General features: G+C 68.9%; 18 protein-coding genes and 1 rRNA gene. 9 read left to right on the forward strand and 10 right to left on the reverse strand.

Translation table 11 applies throughout. The annotated features are described in order from the left end of the window. A 5S ribosomal RNA gene (gene rrf, locus QSK34_RS26700) occupies positions 1-102 on the forward strand; the annotation flags it as partial. 319 nt (positions 103-421) lie between these two features. Next, positions 422-1,306, forward strand: coding sequence for a serine hydrolase (locus QSK34_RS26705; protein ID WP_285587824.1), 885 nt, complete (start codon positions 422-424; stop codon positions 1,304-1,306). Here the strand turns inward: QSK34_RS26705 and QSK34_RS26710 are convergent. The 6 genes from QSK34_RS26710 to QSK34_RS26735 all read right to left on the reverse strand — a co-directional run bounded on the left by QSK34_RS26710 (position 1,296) and on the right by QSK34_RS26735 (position 7,228). After that, a complete protein-coding gene (locus QSK34_RS26710; protein ID WP_285587826.1) occupies positions 1,296-1,982 on the reverse strand; it encodes a response regulator transcription factor in 687 nt (228 codons plus the stop codon). The genes QSK34_RS26705 and QSK34_RS26710 overlap by 11 nt on opposite strands. Positions 1,983-2,005: 23 nt before the next feature. After that, positions 2,006-2,782: a phosphate ABC transporter ATP-binding protein PstB gene (gene pstB / locus QSK34_RS26715; RefSeq protein WP_285587828.1), complete on the reverse strand. Its 777-nt coding sequence runs from the start codon at positions 2,780-2,782 to the stop codon at positions 2,006-2,008. A gap of 5 nt (positions 2,783-2,787) precedes the next feature. Beyond that, positions 2,788-3,636: a phosphate ABC transporter permease PstA gene (gene pstA / locus QSK34_RS26720; protein ID WP_285587830.1), complete on the reverse strand. Its 849-nt coding sequence runs from the start codon at positions 3,634-3,636 to the stop codon at positions 2,788-2,790. 35 nt (positions 3,637-3,671) lie between these two features. Next, a complete protein-coding gene (pstC, locus tag QSK34_RS26725; RefSeq protein ID WP_285587832.1) occupies positions 3,672-4,655 on the reverse strand; it encodes a phosphate ABC transporter permease subunit PstC in 984 nt (327 codons plus the stop codon). Positions 4,656-4,658: 3 nt separating this feature from the next. Continuing rightward, positions 4,659-5,771 carry a phosphate ABC transporter substrate-binding protein PstS gene (gene pstS, locus QSK34_RS26730; RefSeq protein ID WP_285587835.1) on the reverse strand — a complete coding sequence of 371 codons (1,113 nt, stop codon included), beginning with the start codon at positions 5,769-5,771 and terminating at the stop codon, positions 4,659-4,661. Positions 5,772-5,971: 200 nt separating this feature from the next. After that, positions 5,972-7,228, reverse strand: a complete 1,257-nt coding sequence (locus tag QSK34_RS26735; protein WP_161484341.1) for a helix-turn-helix domain-containing protein — start codon at positions 7,226-7,228, stop codon at positions 5,972-5,974. Positions 7,229-7,382: 154 nt separating this feature from the next. On the opposite strand from QSK34_RS26735, the gene QSK34_RS26740 reads away from it, so the two are divergent. Further along, positions 7,383-7,658: a hypothetical protein gene (locus tag QSK34_RS26740; protein WP_161484342.1), complete on the forward strand. Its 276-nt coding sequence runs from the start codon at positions 7,383-7,385 to the stop codon at positions 7,656-7,658. Here QSK34_RS26740 and hisN read toward each other — a convergent pair. Then, the gene (hisN, locus tag QSK34_RS26745; protein ID WP_285587838.1) at positions 7,655-8,434 is read right to left on the reverse strand and encodes a histidinol-phosphatase; all 780 of its coding nucleotides are present in this window, start codon (positions 8,432-8,434) and stop codon (positions 7,655-7,657) included. The two genes, QSK34_RS26740 and hisN, sit on opposite strands and share 4 nt — an antisense overlap. Positions 8,435-8,516: 82 nt before the next feature. Between hisN and QSK34_RS26750 the strand changes: the two genes are divergently transcribed. Next, positions 8,517-8,963, forward strand: a complete 447-nt coding sequence (locus QSK34_RS26750; protein WP_285587840.1) for a DUF4442 domain-containing protein — start codon at positions 8,517-8,519, stop codon at positions 8,961-8,963. Here the strand turns inward: QSK34_RS26750 and rsgA are convergent. Together rsgA and aroA are read right to left on the reverse strand one after the other, a co-directional pair. Beyond that, a complete protein-coding gene (gene rsgA / locus QSK34_RS26755) occupies positions 8,960-9,967 on the reverse strand; it encodes a ribosome small subunit-dependent GTPase A (RefSeq protein ID WP_161484380.1) in 1,008 nt (335 codons plus the stop codon). The genes QSK34_RS26750 and rsgA overlap by 4 nt on opposite strands. After that, positions 9,964-11,241, reverse strand: a complete 1,278-nt coding sequence (gene aroA, locus QSK34_RS26760) for a 3-phosphoshikimate 1-carboxyvinyltransferase (RefSeq protein ID WP_285587842.1) — start codon at positions 11,239-11,241, stop codon at positions 9,964-9,966. The genes rsgA and aroA overlap by 4 nt, the downstream gene beginning before the upstream one ends. 32 nt (positions 11,242-11,273) lie before the next feature. Between aroA and QSK34_RS26765 the strand changes: the two genes are divergently transcribed. Beyond that, positions 11,274-12,002: an SOS response-associated peptidase gene (locus QSK34_RS26765; RefSeq protein ID WP_285587844.1), complete on the forward strand. Its 729-nt coding sequence runs from the start codon at positions 11,274-11,276 to the stop codon at positions 12,000-12,002. A gap of 101 nt (positions 12,003-12,103) precedes the next feature. Further along, positions 12,104-12,409: a TraR/DksA family transcriptional regulator gene (locus tag QSK34_RS26770; protein WP_285587846.1), complete on the forward strand. Its 306-nt coding sequence runs from the start codon at positions 12,104-12,106 to the stop codon at positions 12,407-12,409. Here the strand turns inward: QSK34_RS26770 and QSK34_RS26775 are convergent, their stop codons facing one another. After that, positions 12,410-13,153 carry a methyltransferase domain-containing protein gene (locus QSK34_RS26775; protein ID WP_030456433.1) on the reverse strand — a complete coding sequence of 248 codons (744 nt, stop codon included), beginning with the start codon at positions 13,151-13,153 and terminating at the stop codon, positions 12,410-12,412. A 224-nt stretch (positions 13,154-13,377) separates the two neighbouring features. Here QSK34_RS26775 and QSK34_RS26780 point away from each other — a divergent pair, with 224 nt between their 5' ends. From QSK34_RS26780 to QSK34_RS26790, 3 genes are read left to right on the forward strand one after another with little or no spacing between them, the layout of a single operon-like run. Then, positions 13,378-13,983 (forward strand): sigma-70 family RNA polymerase sigma factor, encoded by a 606-nt coding sequence (locus QSK34_RS26780; protein ID WP_061297191.1) that lies wholly within the window; start codon positions 13,378-13,380, stop codon positions 13,981-13,983. Continuing rightward, positions 13,980-14,246: a mycothiol system anti-sigma-R factor gene (gene rsrA, locus QSK34_RS26785; RefSeq protein ID WP_030456435.1), complete on the forward strand. Its 267-nt coding sequence runs from the start codon at positions 13,980-13,982 to the stop codon at positions 14,244-14,246. The genes QSK34_RS26780 and rsrA overlap by 4 nt, the downstream gene beginning before the upstream one ends. Positions 14,247-14,256: 10 nt before the next feature. Continuing rightward, the gene (locus QSK34_RS26790) at positions 14,257-15,165 is read left to right on the forward strand and encodes an NAD-dependent epimerase/dehydratase family protein (RefSeq protein WP_285587853.1); all 909 of its coding nucleotides are present in this window, start codon (positions 14,257-14,259) and stop codon (positions 15,163-15,165) included. The last annotated feature ends 60 nt before the right edge of the window (positions 15,166-15,225 follow it).

Genomic DNA, 15,225 nt, shown 5'->3' on the forward strand with positions numbered 1-15,225 from the left:
GGAGGGGAAACACCCGGTTACATTCCGAACCCGGAAGTTAAGCCCTCCAGCGCCGATGGTACTGCACCGGGGACGGTGTGGGAGAGTAGGACACCGCCGGACAATCTTTATACCGAAGGCCCCGATCGATGTGATCGGGGCCTTCGACGTTTCAGGGGATGATGCCCGGCCATTCGGCCGGGCTTTCGTCGTTTTCGGGGACCAGCTGTTGAAGCTTGGCCGCGGTGGTCAGACTGTCGTTGTCTTCACGGATACGGGAGACTCCGGCCACGTCGTGTTCCGGGGTGTGTTGTGTAGCCCGGCCATTTCAGGAATGAAAGCCCGCCTGCGGTTTCGCAGGAGCATCTTGCAGCGCGGTCATGGGGAATGGTCGGGAGTTCCTCCGAGGGCTACATTGATGCCCACGATGTCCCCCCGTCGTGTGATTCTCCCTCTCCTCGCAGCGCTGGCCCTGGCCGCCAGTGCCGTCTCGCCTGACCTCACGCCGAAGTCCGAGCCGGCCCCACTCCCGGTCCGGGCCGTCGCGGTCAAGACCGAGCCAGTGTGGGCGGACCCCCAGTTCGTATCGAAGCCGGAACCCACCGATCCTCCCGTCGACAGGCGGAAGGTCACCAAGGCGGTGAAGGCGCTGCTCAAGAGTCGGCCCGGTCGGGCCTCGATCACTGTTGAGGATCTGCACACCGGGCGGGTCTTCCGGTTCGGCGGCAAGGTGGTGCTGCCCACGGCCAGTGTCGCGAAGGTCGACATCCTCATGGCCCTGCTCCGGAAGGAGCGCTGGGAGCGGCTGCCCGAGGCCGTGCAGAGGGACGCCGAGATCATGATCCGGTATTCCGACAACAAAGCGGCCGATCGGCTCTGGGAGCGGATCGGCCGTGAGGGCGGGCTCGACAGGGCGAACAGGAAGTTCGGGCTGAAGGCCACGACCGCGGTGCCTGGGAGGTGCGTCGACCTCTACTGCTGGGGGATCACCCGGACCACCACCGACGACCAGGTCCGGTTGCTGAAGTATCTGCCGAGGCTGCGCGACGGGGGCGTCGTCCGGCGGCTGATGCGCCGGGTCGTGCCGGAGCAGAAGTGGGGGGTGAGTGCGGGGGCCTGTGCGGGGGAGCGGGTCGCGCTCAAGAACGGCTGGTTGAAGCATGTGGCCAACGACCTTTGGGCGATCACGAGCGTGGGGCTCATCGGGGATCGGTACGCGGTGGCCGTGCTCACTGAGGACAATGCCACCAGCGAGGCCGGGATCGCCAAGGTCGAGAGGCTCGTCGAGAGGGTGCTCGACGGGTTCCGCAGGTGCCCTAAGGGGTGACGAGGCGGTAGCCGACCCCCCTCACGGTCTGGATGAGTTTGTCGTCCTCGTCGCCGAGCCGGGCGCGCAGGCGTTTCACGTGGACGGCGATGGTGTTGGTGGACATCGCGTCCGATGAGTGCCAGACGTGCCGCATGATCTGCTCGCGGGTCACGGTGCGGTCGGCGTTGCGCATGAGGTAGTGCAGCAGCTCGAACTCGCGCAAGGGGAGGTGGACGACGCGGCCGCCCACCTTCACCTGATAGGCCGTGACGTCGAGGGCGACGTCGCCGATGGTCAGGACGGTCCGTTGGATGCCCTGCCGGCGGAACGCCGCGTGCACGAGCGGCAGCAGCTCGGGGACGCGGTACGGCCGGGCGACGCATGCCGTCGCGCCGGCCGCCAGCGCCTCCATGGCCTGTTCCGCGAATCCCTCGCCGACGCCCAGCAGGACCGGTACGGCCCGTGCCAGGCGTACCGCCCGCACGAAGTCGACCGGTCCGATGATGGGCAGCGACGCGCTGATCAGGACGGCGTCCGGGCGCAGTGCTCCCGCCTGGAGCAGCGCCTGGGCGCCGTCGAACACGCCGGTGACGTCGATTCCCTCGGACCCGAGTTCGTGTGTCAGGTTCTCGACCAGGGCGCTGTCGGGGTCGGCGACCAACAGCGTCGGCGCGGATCGAGTCTCCCCGTCCACCCGGTCCTCCCCAATGTGTCGGATCAGCCGAAACGCCCGGTGATGTAGTCTTCGGTGGCTTTCTGGGACGGGCTCGTGAAGATCTTGGTGGTCTCGTCCATCTCGATCAGCTTGCCCGGTTGTCCCTGGGCGGCCAGGTTGAAGAACGCCGTCTTGTCGCTCACGCGTGCGGCCTGCTGCATGTTATGGGTGACGATGACGATCGTGAACTCCTGCTTGAGCTTGGCGATCAGGTCTTCGATCGCCAGCGTCGAGATGGGGTCGAGCGCCGAGCAGGGCTCGTCCATCAGCAGGACCTGCGGCCGGACCGCGATGGCGCGGGCGATGCACAGACGCTGCTGCTGTCCGCCCGACAGGCCGGAGCCGGGCTTGGCCAGCCGGTCCTTGACCTCGTTCCACAGGTTGGCGCCCTTGAGGGAGTCCTCGACGATGCCGTCGAGTTCGCTCTTGGAGTAGCGGTGGTTCAGGCGCAGGCCCGCGGCCACGTTGTCGTAGATCGACATCGTGGGGAACGGGTTGGGGCGCTGGAACACCATGCCGATGGTGCGGCGGACCGACACCGGGTCGACGTCGGCGCCGTAGAGGTCCTGCTCCTCCATGCGGATCTTGCCCGTGACGGTGGCGCCCGGGATGACCTCGTGCATGCGGTTGAGGGTGCGGAGGAAGGTCGACTTGCCGCAGCCCGACGGGCCGATGAAGGCGGTGACGGCGCGCGCGTCGATGGTCATCGAGATGCCTTCGATGGCCTTGTGGCCACTGTAGTAGGCGTCGACGTCCGTGACCTCGATCTGTTTGGCCATGGCTATTACCTCTTCCTTGCGGGCGAGCGCCAGTACGTGATGAGACGCGCGGCCAGGTTGAGCAGCATGATGATGATGATCAGCGTGAGCGCGGCGGCCCAGGCACGGTCGATCGCGGTGTCGTTGGGCCGGGCGGCCTGGTCGAACACGTACAGAGGAAGACCCATCTGCGGCCCGTTGAACGGGTCGTTGTTGATGGAGTCGGTGAAGAAGACCGTCAGCAGCAGCGGCGCCGTCTCACCGGCGACACGGGCGACGGCCAGCATGACGCCGGTCACGATGCCGGTGAAGGCGGTGGGCAGCACGACCTTGACGATGGTGCGCCACTTGGAGACGCCCAGCGCGTAGGAGGCCTCGCGCAGGTCGTTGGGCACCAGCAGCAGCATCTCCTCGGCGGCCCGGACGACCGTGGGCAACATCAGGATCGACAACGCCATCGCGCCGGCGAAGCCGGAGAACGGCATGCCCAGGATCAGGATCCAGAACGCCAGGATGAACAGACCGGCGACGACCGACGGGACACCGGTCATGATGTCGACGAAGAAGCTGATGTAGCGCTTGAGGCGCCCGTTGGCGCCGTATTCGACCAGGTAGACGGCGGTGAGCAGGCCGATCGGCACGGAGATGAGCGAGGCCAGGGCGACCTGCTCCAGGGTGCCGATGATGGCGTGGTAGGCGCCGCCGCCGGCGTCCCTGGCCCCGATATTGCGCATCGAGTGGGTCAGGAACTCCATGTCGAAGCGGGCCATGCCGTTCGCGATCACCATCCACAGGACGGAGATCAGCGGGACGACCGCGATGGCGAACGCCAGATAGACAAGGGCCTGAACGCCCTTGTCCTTGAACCGGCGCATGCCGGAGATTCGCTGGATTTCTGGAGTGACGGCACTCACGCGGCGACCCTCGCGTATTCCTTGCGGCGGGAGATGACCCAGCGGGCGGCCATGTTCACCAGCAGGGTGATGATGAACAGCACCAGACCGGACGCGATGAGCGCGCCCCGGCCGATGTCGTTGGCCTCGCCGAAGCCGTTGGCGATGTTGGCCGCGATGCTGTTGCCGTTGGCGCTGAGGATTTCGAAGCTGATCGTGAAGGTGGCCGGGAAGATCAGGGCCACCGCGATGGTCTCGCCCATGGCGCGGCCGAGGCCGAGCATGGCGGCGCTGATGACACCGGGACGCCCGAACGGCAACACGGCCATCCGGATCATCTCCCAGCGGGTCGCGCCCAGGGCGAGGGCCGCCTCCTCCTGCATCTTGGGGGCCTGCAGGAAGACCTCACGGGAGATCGCGGCGATGATCGGCAGGATCATGATGGCCAGCACGAGCGACCCGACGAGCATCGAGCGGCCGACGACCTGGTCGCCGCCGAAGATCGGGATCCAGCCGAGGTAGTCGTTCAGGAACTGCGAGGGCCCGCGCATGAACGGGACCAGGAAGATGATGCCCCACAGGCCGTACACGACCGAGGGCACCGCCGCGAGCAGGTCGATGACGTAGCCCAGGAACGAGGCCAGGCGGCGGGGTGCGTAGTGGGAGATGAAGAGCGCGACCCCGATCGCGATCGGCGTGGCGATGATCAGCGCGAGGAAGGAGCTGAGGACGGTGCCGAACGCGAGCGCGCCGATGCCGAACTTCGGCTCTGAGGCGTTGGCGTTCCACGTCAGCTCCGTGAGGAACGACGCGGTGTTCGCCTGGAGTGCGGGGATGGCTCGCGCGATCAGGAACACGGCGATGGCCGCCATGATCACGAGCAGCAGGATGCCCGCACCGGTCGATGCGTAACGGAAGGGGCCGTCGCCACGGCTGCGCCGGAAGGCGGACCGGCTCAGGGGAGCCGACCCGCCTTCGCGCGTCTGCGTCGAGGTCGCCATTGGCTAGGAGATGGCCTCAACCGCGGTGCGGACCTTGGTCAGCAGCGACGCGGGGAGCGGCGCGTAACCGAGGTTGGTCAGCACCTGCTGGCCCTCGTCCGAGGCGGTGTAGGTGAGGAAGGACTTCACGAGCGGGAGCTCCTCGGCGGAGAGGCCCTTCTCGCAGGTGATCTCGTAGGTCACCAGGACGATCGGGTAGGCGCCCGCGGCCGAGGTGGCGTAGTCGATCTTCATCTTGAGGTCGTTGCCGGTGCCCTCGACGGTGGCGGCCTCGACGGTCTTGCCGGCGCTCTCCGGGGTCAGCTCGACGAACTCGCCGGAGCCGTTGGCGACCTTGGACTTCTGCAGGCCGGAGTTCTCGGCGTAGGAGAGCTCGACGTAGGAGATGGCGCCCTCGGTCGACTTGACCGACGCGGCGATCTGGTCGGAGCCCTTGGCGCCCTGGCCCTTGGCCTCGGCCGGCCACGCCTTGCCCGGCTCGTACGGCCACTCGGCGGTGGCGGCCAGGAACTTGGTGAAGTTGTCGCTGGTGCCCGACTCGTCCGAGCGGTGGAACGCCTGGATGGCGGTCGAGGGCAGCTGGGCGTCGGGGTTGTCAGCCTTGATCGCGGGGTCGTCCCACTTGGTGATCTGGCTGTTGAAGATGCCACCGATGGTCTTCGGCGAAAGCTGCAGGCCGTCGACACCGGGAAGGTTGTAGACCACGGCGACCGGGCCCACGACCATCGGCAGGTTGATGGCCTTGCCGGTGGCGCAGCGGGCGTCGGCCTGAGCCGGCTCGTCTTCCTTCAGCGCCGAGTCGGAACCGGCGAACGCGACCGTGCCGGCGATGAACGCCTGGACACCGGCGCCCGAGCCGCTCGGCTGGTAGTTGATGCTCACACCGGGGTTGGCGCTCTGGAACGCCTTCTTCCACTCGTCGACGGCGTTGGCCTGAGCCGAGGAGCCGGCGGCGTTGATGGTGCCGCTGAGCTGGGCGTCGCCCGAGGCCGCGGGAGCGGCGGCGGCGCCCGTGTCGGTCGCGGTGGAAGGGGTGGTGTTGTCGTCAGTTCCACACGCGGCGAGCGACAGCACGCCGGCGATGGCGGCTACGGCGAGCCGGCCTGCATACTTCACGGCTGAATCCTCCTGATTGTTTCTTCAACAACCGGGAGGCTAGGGATCGAAGGTGACCTGACGACTGGACGAAGGTGAACGAAGAATGAACGGGTCCGGTCCCCTTCGTGTAGGTCTCAACAGATAACGACCAGGTCACAGGCGTATTGCGGCGTTAATGAAAGCCCCGCTCCGATGGGGAGCGGGGCCGCTGGACCGATTCAGAAAGTGCTGGTCGCACGCAGTCTGTCGTCGAAATCGCGGACCAGCAGGGACGGCGGGCCCTCGTAGTCGCGGCGGAACCGCCGCACCCGGTGGAGCACCCTCTCGGACGAGTAGACGACCCCCGCCTTGAGCGCCTCACCTGCGAGGGTGAAGGCCTCGTCGACCTCCCCGGCCATCCGGCGGGCCGTGGCGATCTCCAGCATGAGCAGAGCCTGCTGCTTGGCGGCGGGGCGTACGGAGACGAGGGACTCGGCGAAGGCCGAGACGGCGTCGTGGGGGCGGCCCAGGCGGACCATCACCAGGGCGCGGTATCCGGCCAGTTTGCCGGGGTCGAAGGGGAAGACCCACGGCCACGGCGGCGACGACGCCCGCTCGCTCTGGGCGACGGCGATCTCCGCCTCGCGCAGGCAGTTGAGCGCGGCCATCACGTCGCGCCTGCCCGCGTGGCCCAGCGCCTCGATGCACGCCAGCCACGCCCGGGCGGTGGCCGGCGGGTTGCTCCCGGCCTGCGCCCTGGCCTGGGCGACCATCGTCAGCCCGAGCTGGGGGTCGTCGTGGTCGATCTCGAAGGCGGCCAGGCTGCCCAGCATGTAGGCCTCCAGCAGCGGATGCTCGGCGCGACGGGCCGAGTCGACCGCGAACCGGTAGAACATGCGGGCGGTGCCGATGTCCTGCATGTCGGCGTGTAACCAGGCGGCGAACCCGGCGGCCTCGCTGACGGTCGGGCAGACCTCCACCGCGAACGGCGTCTCGGCCGACCGGGCCAGGGCCCGTTTGGTGAGCTCGACGTGGGCGACGGCGCCGCGGGCGAGCTCCCGGGCCGGGGTCTCGGCCTCCAGCCGGCGCTGGGCGCCGGTGATCGCGGCCAGGGACGACGCGGTCGTCTCGTCGGCCGACCGGTAGGAGATGGACGGCGCCACGGGCATCGCGGCGAGGAAGGCTATCTTGCTGAAGTCGCGGCGTTTCGTGGGGTCCTCCCCCCCGACGTCGCCGATGCGCAGCAGGTACTGCGGGATGCCGACCTGGCGCGCGAGGTCGCGGATCTGGTCGACGGTGAGCGACTGGCGCCCTCTGAGCACCTTCGACACCCAGCTCTGGGAGTATCCGAGGAAGTCGGCGAGCTGGCCCTGCGTCCATCCGCGAGCGGATCGGACCTGATCGAGAATCGTCGCCATGTCACACTCGGCGAGCGCGCTGACGACCGGCGGCCGGGCCCAGAAGTCCGGCGGCAGACCGTTTCCGTCATGACCCATGACGGTAAGTTACGCCCATTCGCGACGTCACGCAGGAATTCGCCGGACGAATATCGCGATTTCTGATCCGCATGGCGTATTCCCCGGAGTCACTCCAGGTCGTGAGTATCACGGCATGGACGCCCCCACCAAGACAGTTCCCCGTGGAAAGGTCATGACCACCTATCACGGCCCGCACGTGCCGAGCCATCCCGATCCGGACGCCAGGCGGCTGACCTGGCGTCCTGGTGCGAGGTGGACCGACCGTGAGCGGGTCAGGGCGCATTCGTGCTCGTGCCGCGGAGTGGTCTACGAATTCGTCGGCGCCGCGGGTCAGTACTTCATTCGCCGTACGACATTGCAGACGCAACTCACCGAGGAGACCGAGCGCATGGTGTCCTCACGCGCCGAACAGATGTGGGCCGACCTTTTCTCCGGAAAAGTCTATTAAGCGAGCTTTTTGAGCACTTCTGAGTGCAGAAGCCCGTTCGAGCACACCATGCTCCCGCTGTCGAGCGGCGGATTGCCGCCCACGCCGGTGCACGCACCGCCGGCCTCTTCGACGATCACGGTGAGCGCGGCCATGTCCCATGGCGACAGCTCCGGTTCGGCCGAGACGTCCACCGCACCCTCGGCCACCATCATGTGGGACCAGAAGTCGCCGTAGGCCCGCGTCCGCCACACACTGCGCGTCAGATCGAGGACGTTGTCGAGCTTCCCCTCCTTCTCCCAGCCGCTCAGGCTGGAGTAGGAGAAGGACGCGTCCTCCAGTTTGGCGACCGACGACACCTGGCACCGGGTGGCCTTGGTCAGACTGCGGCCGGTGAACGCGCCGCCGTCACGGGCCGCCCACCAGCGCCGGTTGAGCGCGGGCGCGGAGACACATCCGACGACGACCTTGCCCTCCTCCATGAGCGCGATCAGGGTCGCCCACACGGGCACGCCACGCACGAAGTTCTTGGTCCCGTCGATGGGGTCGACGATCCAGGAACGCATGCCGTAGCCCGTCTTGCCGAACTCCTCGCCGATGACGGCGTCGCGGGGGCGAGCCCGGCGAAGGGTGCCCCTGATCGCCTCCTCGACCGCCCGGTCGGCGTCGCTGACCGGGGTCAGGTCGGGCTTGGTCTCGACCTTCAGATCCACGGCCTTGAACCGGCGCATCGTGAGGTCGTCGGCCGCGTCGGCCATCACGTGCGCGAGCCGTAGATCATCGCTGTAAGCCGTCACGGATCACACGCTAGCGGTTTGGGCCGCATTTCCATCAGACCCGGGACCGCTCCAGATCCTACCAATGAGTAACATTCCGTCCATGACCACTTTCGACACGGGGGCTCTGTTCCTGCAGAGTGTTCCCTTCGCGCGCACCCTCGGCGTGTCTTTCGACTCCGTCGACTCCGGTACGGCTGTCGCCCGTCTCGCCGACCGTCCCGACCTGCACAACCACGTCGGCGGCCCCCATGCCGGAGTGGTGTTCTCCCTGGCCGAGTCGGCCTCCGGGGCGGCCATGCTCTCGCTGTTCGGCGACACCCTCGACCGGGCGACGCCGCTGGCCACCGTGGGACGGGTGGCGTACCGGAAACTGGCTCTTGGAGACCTGACCGCCGAGGCGGTCGTGAAAGCCGAGCGCGACGCGGTGCTCGCGGAACTCACCGCCGGAAACCGGCCGGAGTTCACGGTCGAGGTGACGGTACGCAACTCAGAGGGCGTGCCGGTCGCCGAGGTCACCGTGGAGTGGACGCTGCGGCCCAACCGCTAGTCGTCGTCAGGAGCGCCTTCGCGGCTCGACAGCAGCCGGCGCAGTGACACCAGGCGGGCGGGGTCGCCGTGGCCCTCGGCCACGAACCGGTCGAGGGCGCAGCCGTCGCCCAGGTGGGTGCAGCCCTTCGGGCAGTCGACCGCGGCCTCGTTGAAGTCGGGGAAGGCGACCAGCACGTTGTCGATCTCGACGTGGCCGAGCCCGAAGCTGCGCACCCCCGGCGTGTCGATGATCCAGCCGCCGTCGGGCAGCTCCAGCGCGACGGCGGAGGTGGAGGTGTGGCGGCCCCGGCCGGTGACCGCGTTGACGTGGGACACCGCCCGGCCCGCCGTCGGCACCAGCGCGTTGACCAGCGTCGACTTGCCCACGCCCGAGTGGCCGACCAGCACGCTCACCCGGTCGGTCAGATGGTCGCGCAGCTCCGACAGGTCGCCGCCCCGCTGCACGGTGATGTGACGGACGCCGAGCGGCTCGTAGAGCGCGATCAGCTCGTCGGGGGCGGCCAGGTCGGCCTTGGTCAGGCAGAGCAGCGGGTCGATGTCGGCGTCGAAGGCGGCCACCAGCAGGCGGTCGATCATGCGCGGACGCGGCGGCGGGTCGGCCAGCGCGGTCACGATGACGAGCTGGTCGGCGTTGGCCACGACCGGCCGCTCGACCTCGTCGTAGTCTTCGGCGCTGCGCCGCAACATCGAGCGGCGTTCCTCGCGGCGGACGATCCGGGCCAGGGAGTCGGGTCTGCCCGACGTGTCGCCGACGAGCGCGACCTCGTCGCCGACCACGATGCCCTTGCGGCCGAGCTCGCGGGCCTTCATGGCGGTGATCACGATCGACGGGCCGCTGTCGTGGATGCCGCGCCCGGTCAGCACGGTGTAGCGCCCCCGGTCGACGGCGACGACGAACCCCGGCACCGCCGCCTCGTGGGCAGGCCGGAGCCGGGTCCGCGGCCGGGAACCCTTGCCCGGCCGGACCCTGACGTCGTCTTCGTCGTATTCGCGCCGTCTCAGGACGCGTCTCCCCGCAACATCGCCGCCCACATCGTGGCGAACTCGGGCAGGGTCTTGGCGGTCGTGGCGATGTTCTCCACCTCGACGCCGGGCACGGCCAGGCCGATGACGGCGCCCGCGGTGGCCATGCGGTGGTCGTCGTAGGAGTGGAAGACGCCCGCGTGGAGCTTCTTCGGGAAGATCTCCAGGCCGTCGTCGGTCTCGCGGGCGTCGCCGCCCAGCCGGTTGACCTCGGTGGCCAGCGCGGTGATGCGGTCGGTCTCATGACCCCGGATGTGAGCCACGCCCCGCACGCGGGTCGGCGAGTCGGCCAGCGCGGCCAGCGCCACGATCGTCGGCGTCAGCTCGGCCTCGTCGCGCAGGTCGACGTCGATGCCGTGGAGGCCGCCGCCGTGGACGGTCAGGCCCTCGGCGGTCAGCTCGACCCGCGCGCCCATGCCGGTCAGCAGCTCGCGCAGCCGGTCGCCCGGCTGGGTGGTCTCGGCCGGCCAGTGGGGGATCGTCACCGAACCCCCGGTGACCATCGCCGCGGCGAAGAACGGCGCCGCGTTCGACAGGTCGGGCTCGACCGTGAAGTCGGTGGCCGCGATGGGACCGGGCAGCACCCGCCACACGTGTCTCTCGGAGTCGTCGACCTCGACCCCCCGCGCCCGCAGCATCTGGACGGTCATCGCGATGTGCGGCATCGACGGCACCGGCGGCCCGACGTGGCGCACCGTGACGCCCTTGGGGAACCGCGCCGCCGCCAGCATCAGCCCGGAGACGAACTGCGACGACCCGGACGCGTCGACGGTCACCTCGCCGCCGGAGAGCGGCCCCCGGATGGTGAACGGCAGCCGGTCGCCGTCGACGTGGGCGCCCAGGGCGCGCAGCGCGTCGAGGATGGTGCCCATCGGGCGCTTGCGGGCGTGGGGGTCGCCGTCGAAGGAGACCTCGCCGTCGGCCAGCGCCGCGATCGGCGGCAGGAAACGCATGACGGTGCCGGCCAGGCCGCATTCGATGTGGCCGCCGCCGGTGACCGGCCCGGGCGTCATCTCCCAGTCGGAGGAGGAGACGCTCTCGTTGCTCGGGACCATCCGGGTGCCCAGCTTCCGCAGGCCCTCGGCCATCAGGTCGGCGTCGCGGCTGCGCAGCGCCAGTCGTACCCGCCCCGGACCGTCGGCCAGCGCGGCCAGCGGCAGGGCGCGGTTGGTCACGGACTTGGAGCCGGGCAGCGCCACCGTGGCGACCACCGGGCCGGACGCGACGGGCGCGGGCCACAAGGGAGCGGACATGCCCCCAAGCCTATCGGTGGCAGTCTGGAGGGATGTGTGGAAGATACGCGTCGGCGCGCAAGCGCCACGAACTGCTTGAGGAGTTCGAGGTCGAGCTCGACACCGTGGACGAGACAGGGGAGGAGCTCGCCCCCGACTACAACATCGCCCCCACCAAGGACGTGTACGCGGTCATGAGCCGCGTCCCCCACGTCGAGGGCGCGACCAGGCCGGTCCGGCAGCTCCGCGTGGTCCGCTGGGGCCTGGTCCCGAGCTGGGCCAAGGACCCGTCGATCGGCTCCCGCATGATCAACGCCAGGATCGAGACGGTCGCCGAGAAGCCCGCCTTCCGCAAGGCCTTCGCCACCCGCCGCTGCCTGCTGCCCGCCGACGGCTACTACGAGTGGATGCCGACCGACGACAAGCGCAAGCAGCCCTTCTTCATCCGCCCGGAAGACGGCGGCGTGCTGGCGATGGCCGGCCTGTACGAGTTCTGGAAGGACCCGGAAGGCGAGTGGATCTGCACCTGCACGGTGATCACCCAGGACGCCGAAGACCGCCTGGGCCACATCCACGACCGCATGCCCATGCTGATCGCCCGGGACAAGTGGGCGGAATGGCTCGACCCCTCGGTTTCGGATGCGTCCGAACTTCTGGTTCCCGCCACTACGGCGGGGCTGGTGGCCTATCCGGTCGATCCGGCGGTGGGGAACGTCCGCAACAACGGAGAGCAGCTCATCGTCCCACTTCAGGACAGTGGTGACACCAATCAGCTGTTCTGAATGTCCCTGGGTGTAAGGAGTGCGGCGAGCGGGCATCCGCTGAGAAAGCCGGGAGACCGGGGACTCCCGGCGGTGTCCCCCATTCCCGGAGGTGCGGATTCGTGGAATCTGCGGCCGCGCGTATGCGCCTGGAGATGATGCTCGACGACCTGGACCGGTCCATCGGAGTCCTGACGACCGCCCCGTCAGCCGAAATCACCCTCAGCGACGCCGACCGGAACCGAGCGATGATCGAGGCGGCGAGCCGGCAGCGGCAGGCGGTGGTGGCCGCGCTGTCGCGGCTCGACGCCGGGACCTACGGCCGCTGCGTCGACTGTGGCGTCGTGGTGCCCGACGGCAGGTTGGAGGCCCGCCCCGAGGCGGCCCGCTGCATCGGGTGCCAGTCGAGGCGGGAGAGACGCCGCTAGTCAGAGGGGCTTGCGCCCGCTCGCCACCAGGTGGATGCCGACCGTGTCGTCGTCGTCGGGGTGGGCGTCGAGTTCCGTTCTGACCAGCCACGACAAGGAGCGCTGGTCGCTGCCCAGCACGTGGTCGACCGTCGAGGGCGACAGGACGGTGCGCGGGCGCACCCACTCGACCTCCAGGCCGGCGCCGGTCAGCAGGTCGCGGAGCTGGGCGGCCGAGAAGCAGCGGGTGATGCTGCCGTCGGGCCAGGGCACCAGCATGACCTCGCCGGTCTGGCACAGGTGGGCCCAGTAGTTCTGCTCGGCCAGGATCGCCATGCCCAGCACCAGGGAGTCGACGCAGACCAGCACCCGGCCGCCCGGCTTGAGCACCCGGGTCACGTCGGCCAGCGCCGACTCGGCCATGATCTCGACCGACAGGGCGCGTTCCTCGGCGACCACGGCGTCGACGCTCTCGTCGGCCAGGAACGCCAGGTCGTCGCTGCGCACCTTGTGGATGTGGTCGGAGGCCTCCCTGAGCCACGGCTCGGCGGCGGGGCGGCGGAAGTCGAGCACCTCCACCACGCGGTGCCCGGCGCGGGCGGCCTGGGCGGGCCAGCGCCCCCGTCCACCGGACAGATCCAGCAGCAGAGAGGGCTTCTCGGGCAGCCAGCGGCGCAGCTGCTCGGCGACGACGGCGTGGTAGAAGGTCCAGTAAGGCCCGAGATTTCCTGTGCCGTTGAGTTCATTGGCCGGAATGGGCAGCACGAGCGGCTCCTGGACGTTGACGATCTCAGAAGGGCATGGTGGCGACGGTGTCGCTACCGGCCGGTACGTAGCTTTTTCCCCGGATAAGGCATTGCGTACCTTGTCCGGGAACAGACTCTACGCCGCCGCGGTTGACGATGGGCATGAACGCGTTGCTGGTGAGGCCGGAAACCCCGGCCTATGCCGTCCCGGTATCCTCTGATGCGATACGCATCTATGAGGGGGTGGGTCCGGTCTCCAAGACTGCCGAGGAGACTCTGGAGCAGCGCAGTGAGCGGTTCGAGCGGGATGTCATGCCCTACATCGACCAGCTCTACTCCGCCGCGCTCCGGATGACCCGCAACCCCGCCGACGCCGAAGACCTCCTCCAGGAGACCTTCGCGAAGGCCTTCGCGTCGTTCCACCAGTTCCAGGTGGGCACCAACCTGAAGGCCTGGCTCTACCGCATCCTGACCAACACCTTCATCAACAGCTACCGCAAGAAGCAGCGCGAACCGAAGCAGGCCGGCACCGAGGAGATCGAAGACTGGCAGCTCGCCCGCGCCGAGTCCCACACGTCGAGTGGGCTCAAGTCGGCCGAGCTGGAGGCGCTCGAACACCTCCCCGACAGCGACGTGAAAGACGCTCTCGCGGCGCTCCCCGAGGAATTCCGGATCGCGGTCTACCTGGCCGACGTCGAGGGGTTCCCCTACAAGGAGATCGCCGACATCATGGGGACCCCCATCGGAACCGTGATGTCGCGCCTCCACCGCGGCCGCAGGCAACTGCGTTCGCAGCTTGAGGACTACGCGCGCGAGCGCGGGCTTGTGCGATCGGAGGAGGGCGCATGAGCTGTGGTGACCACCACGACACCGACTGTAGTGAGGTGCTCGACCGGGTCTACAGCTTTCTCGACGGTGAACTCGACGAGGACAAGTGTGGAGACATCCGGCAGCACCTCGACGAGTGCGACCCCTGCCTGCGGGAATACGGGCTCGACAAGGTCGTGAAGCAGCTCGTGGCCAAACACTGCGGGTGTGACCCGGTGCCCGACGACCTGCGGGCCAAGATCCGGCTGCGGATCGAACAGGTGCGAACCGAACTGGTGGAATAGCCTGCTGGCCATGCGGATTCTGGTCACGGGCGGTGCGGGTTTCATTGGGTCCAACCTCGTCGATCGGCTGCTCGCCGACGGCCACGAGGTCGTCGTGGCCGACGACCTCTCTTCGGGGTCCAACCGGGCCCCGCGGGCGGAGTTCCACCGGCTCGACGTCCGCGACCCGGCCCTGGCCGAGGCCGCCGGCGGCGCCGAGGTGATCTGCCACCTGGCCGCGCAGATCTCGGTCCGCGCCAGCGTCGCCGACCCGCTCACCGACGCGCGCGTCAACGTCGAGGGCACCCTCAACGTCCTCGAAGCGGCCCGCGTCAACAAGGTCCGCAAGGTCGTCTTCGCGTCGTCGGTGGCCCGCTACGGGCGTCCCCAGACCATCCCGGTGCCCGGGAACACCCCGGCCCAGCCGATGTCGCCCTACGCCGCCTCGAAGGTGAGCGCCGAGGCCTACCTGTCGGCCTACCGGGCGCTCTACGGCATCGAATACACCACGCTGGTGCTCTCGAACGTCTTCGGGCCGCGTCAGTCGCCCGGCGGCGAAGCGGGCGTGGTGGCCATCTTCACCGACGCCCTGCTCGGCGGCCGGCCGACCGTCCTCTACGGCGACGGCTCCCAGACCCGCGACTACGTCTACGTCGACGACGTGGTCGACGCCTTCGCCCGCGCCTGCGGCCCCCGTGGCGACGGCGGGACCTTCAACATCGGCACCGGCGCGCAGACCTCCGACCGCGCGCTGCACTCCCTCATCGCCGCCGCGGCCGGGGTGCCCGACGAGCCCTCCCTCGCGCCCACCCGGCTGGGCGACCTGCCCGCGATGGCGGTCGACCCTCGGCCCGCGTTCGACGGGCTGGGCTGGCGGCCGGAACACGACCTCGCCTCCGCGCTCAAACTCACCGTGGATTGGGTCCGCAACTCACAGTGATGAGTTGATTACGGTTTGGCGACAACCCAGTGAAGTGGCTGTCCTCTGGGTAGCCTGACC

The sequence above is a fragment of the Herbidospora sp. NBRC 101105 genome (assembly GCF_030269205.1).
Taxonomy (GTDB): Bacteria; Actinomycetota; Actinomycetes; order Streptosporangiales; family Streptosporangiaceae; genus Herbidospora; species Herbidospora solisilvae.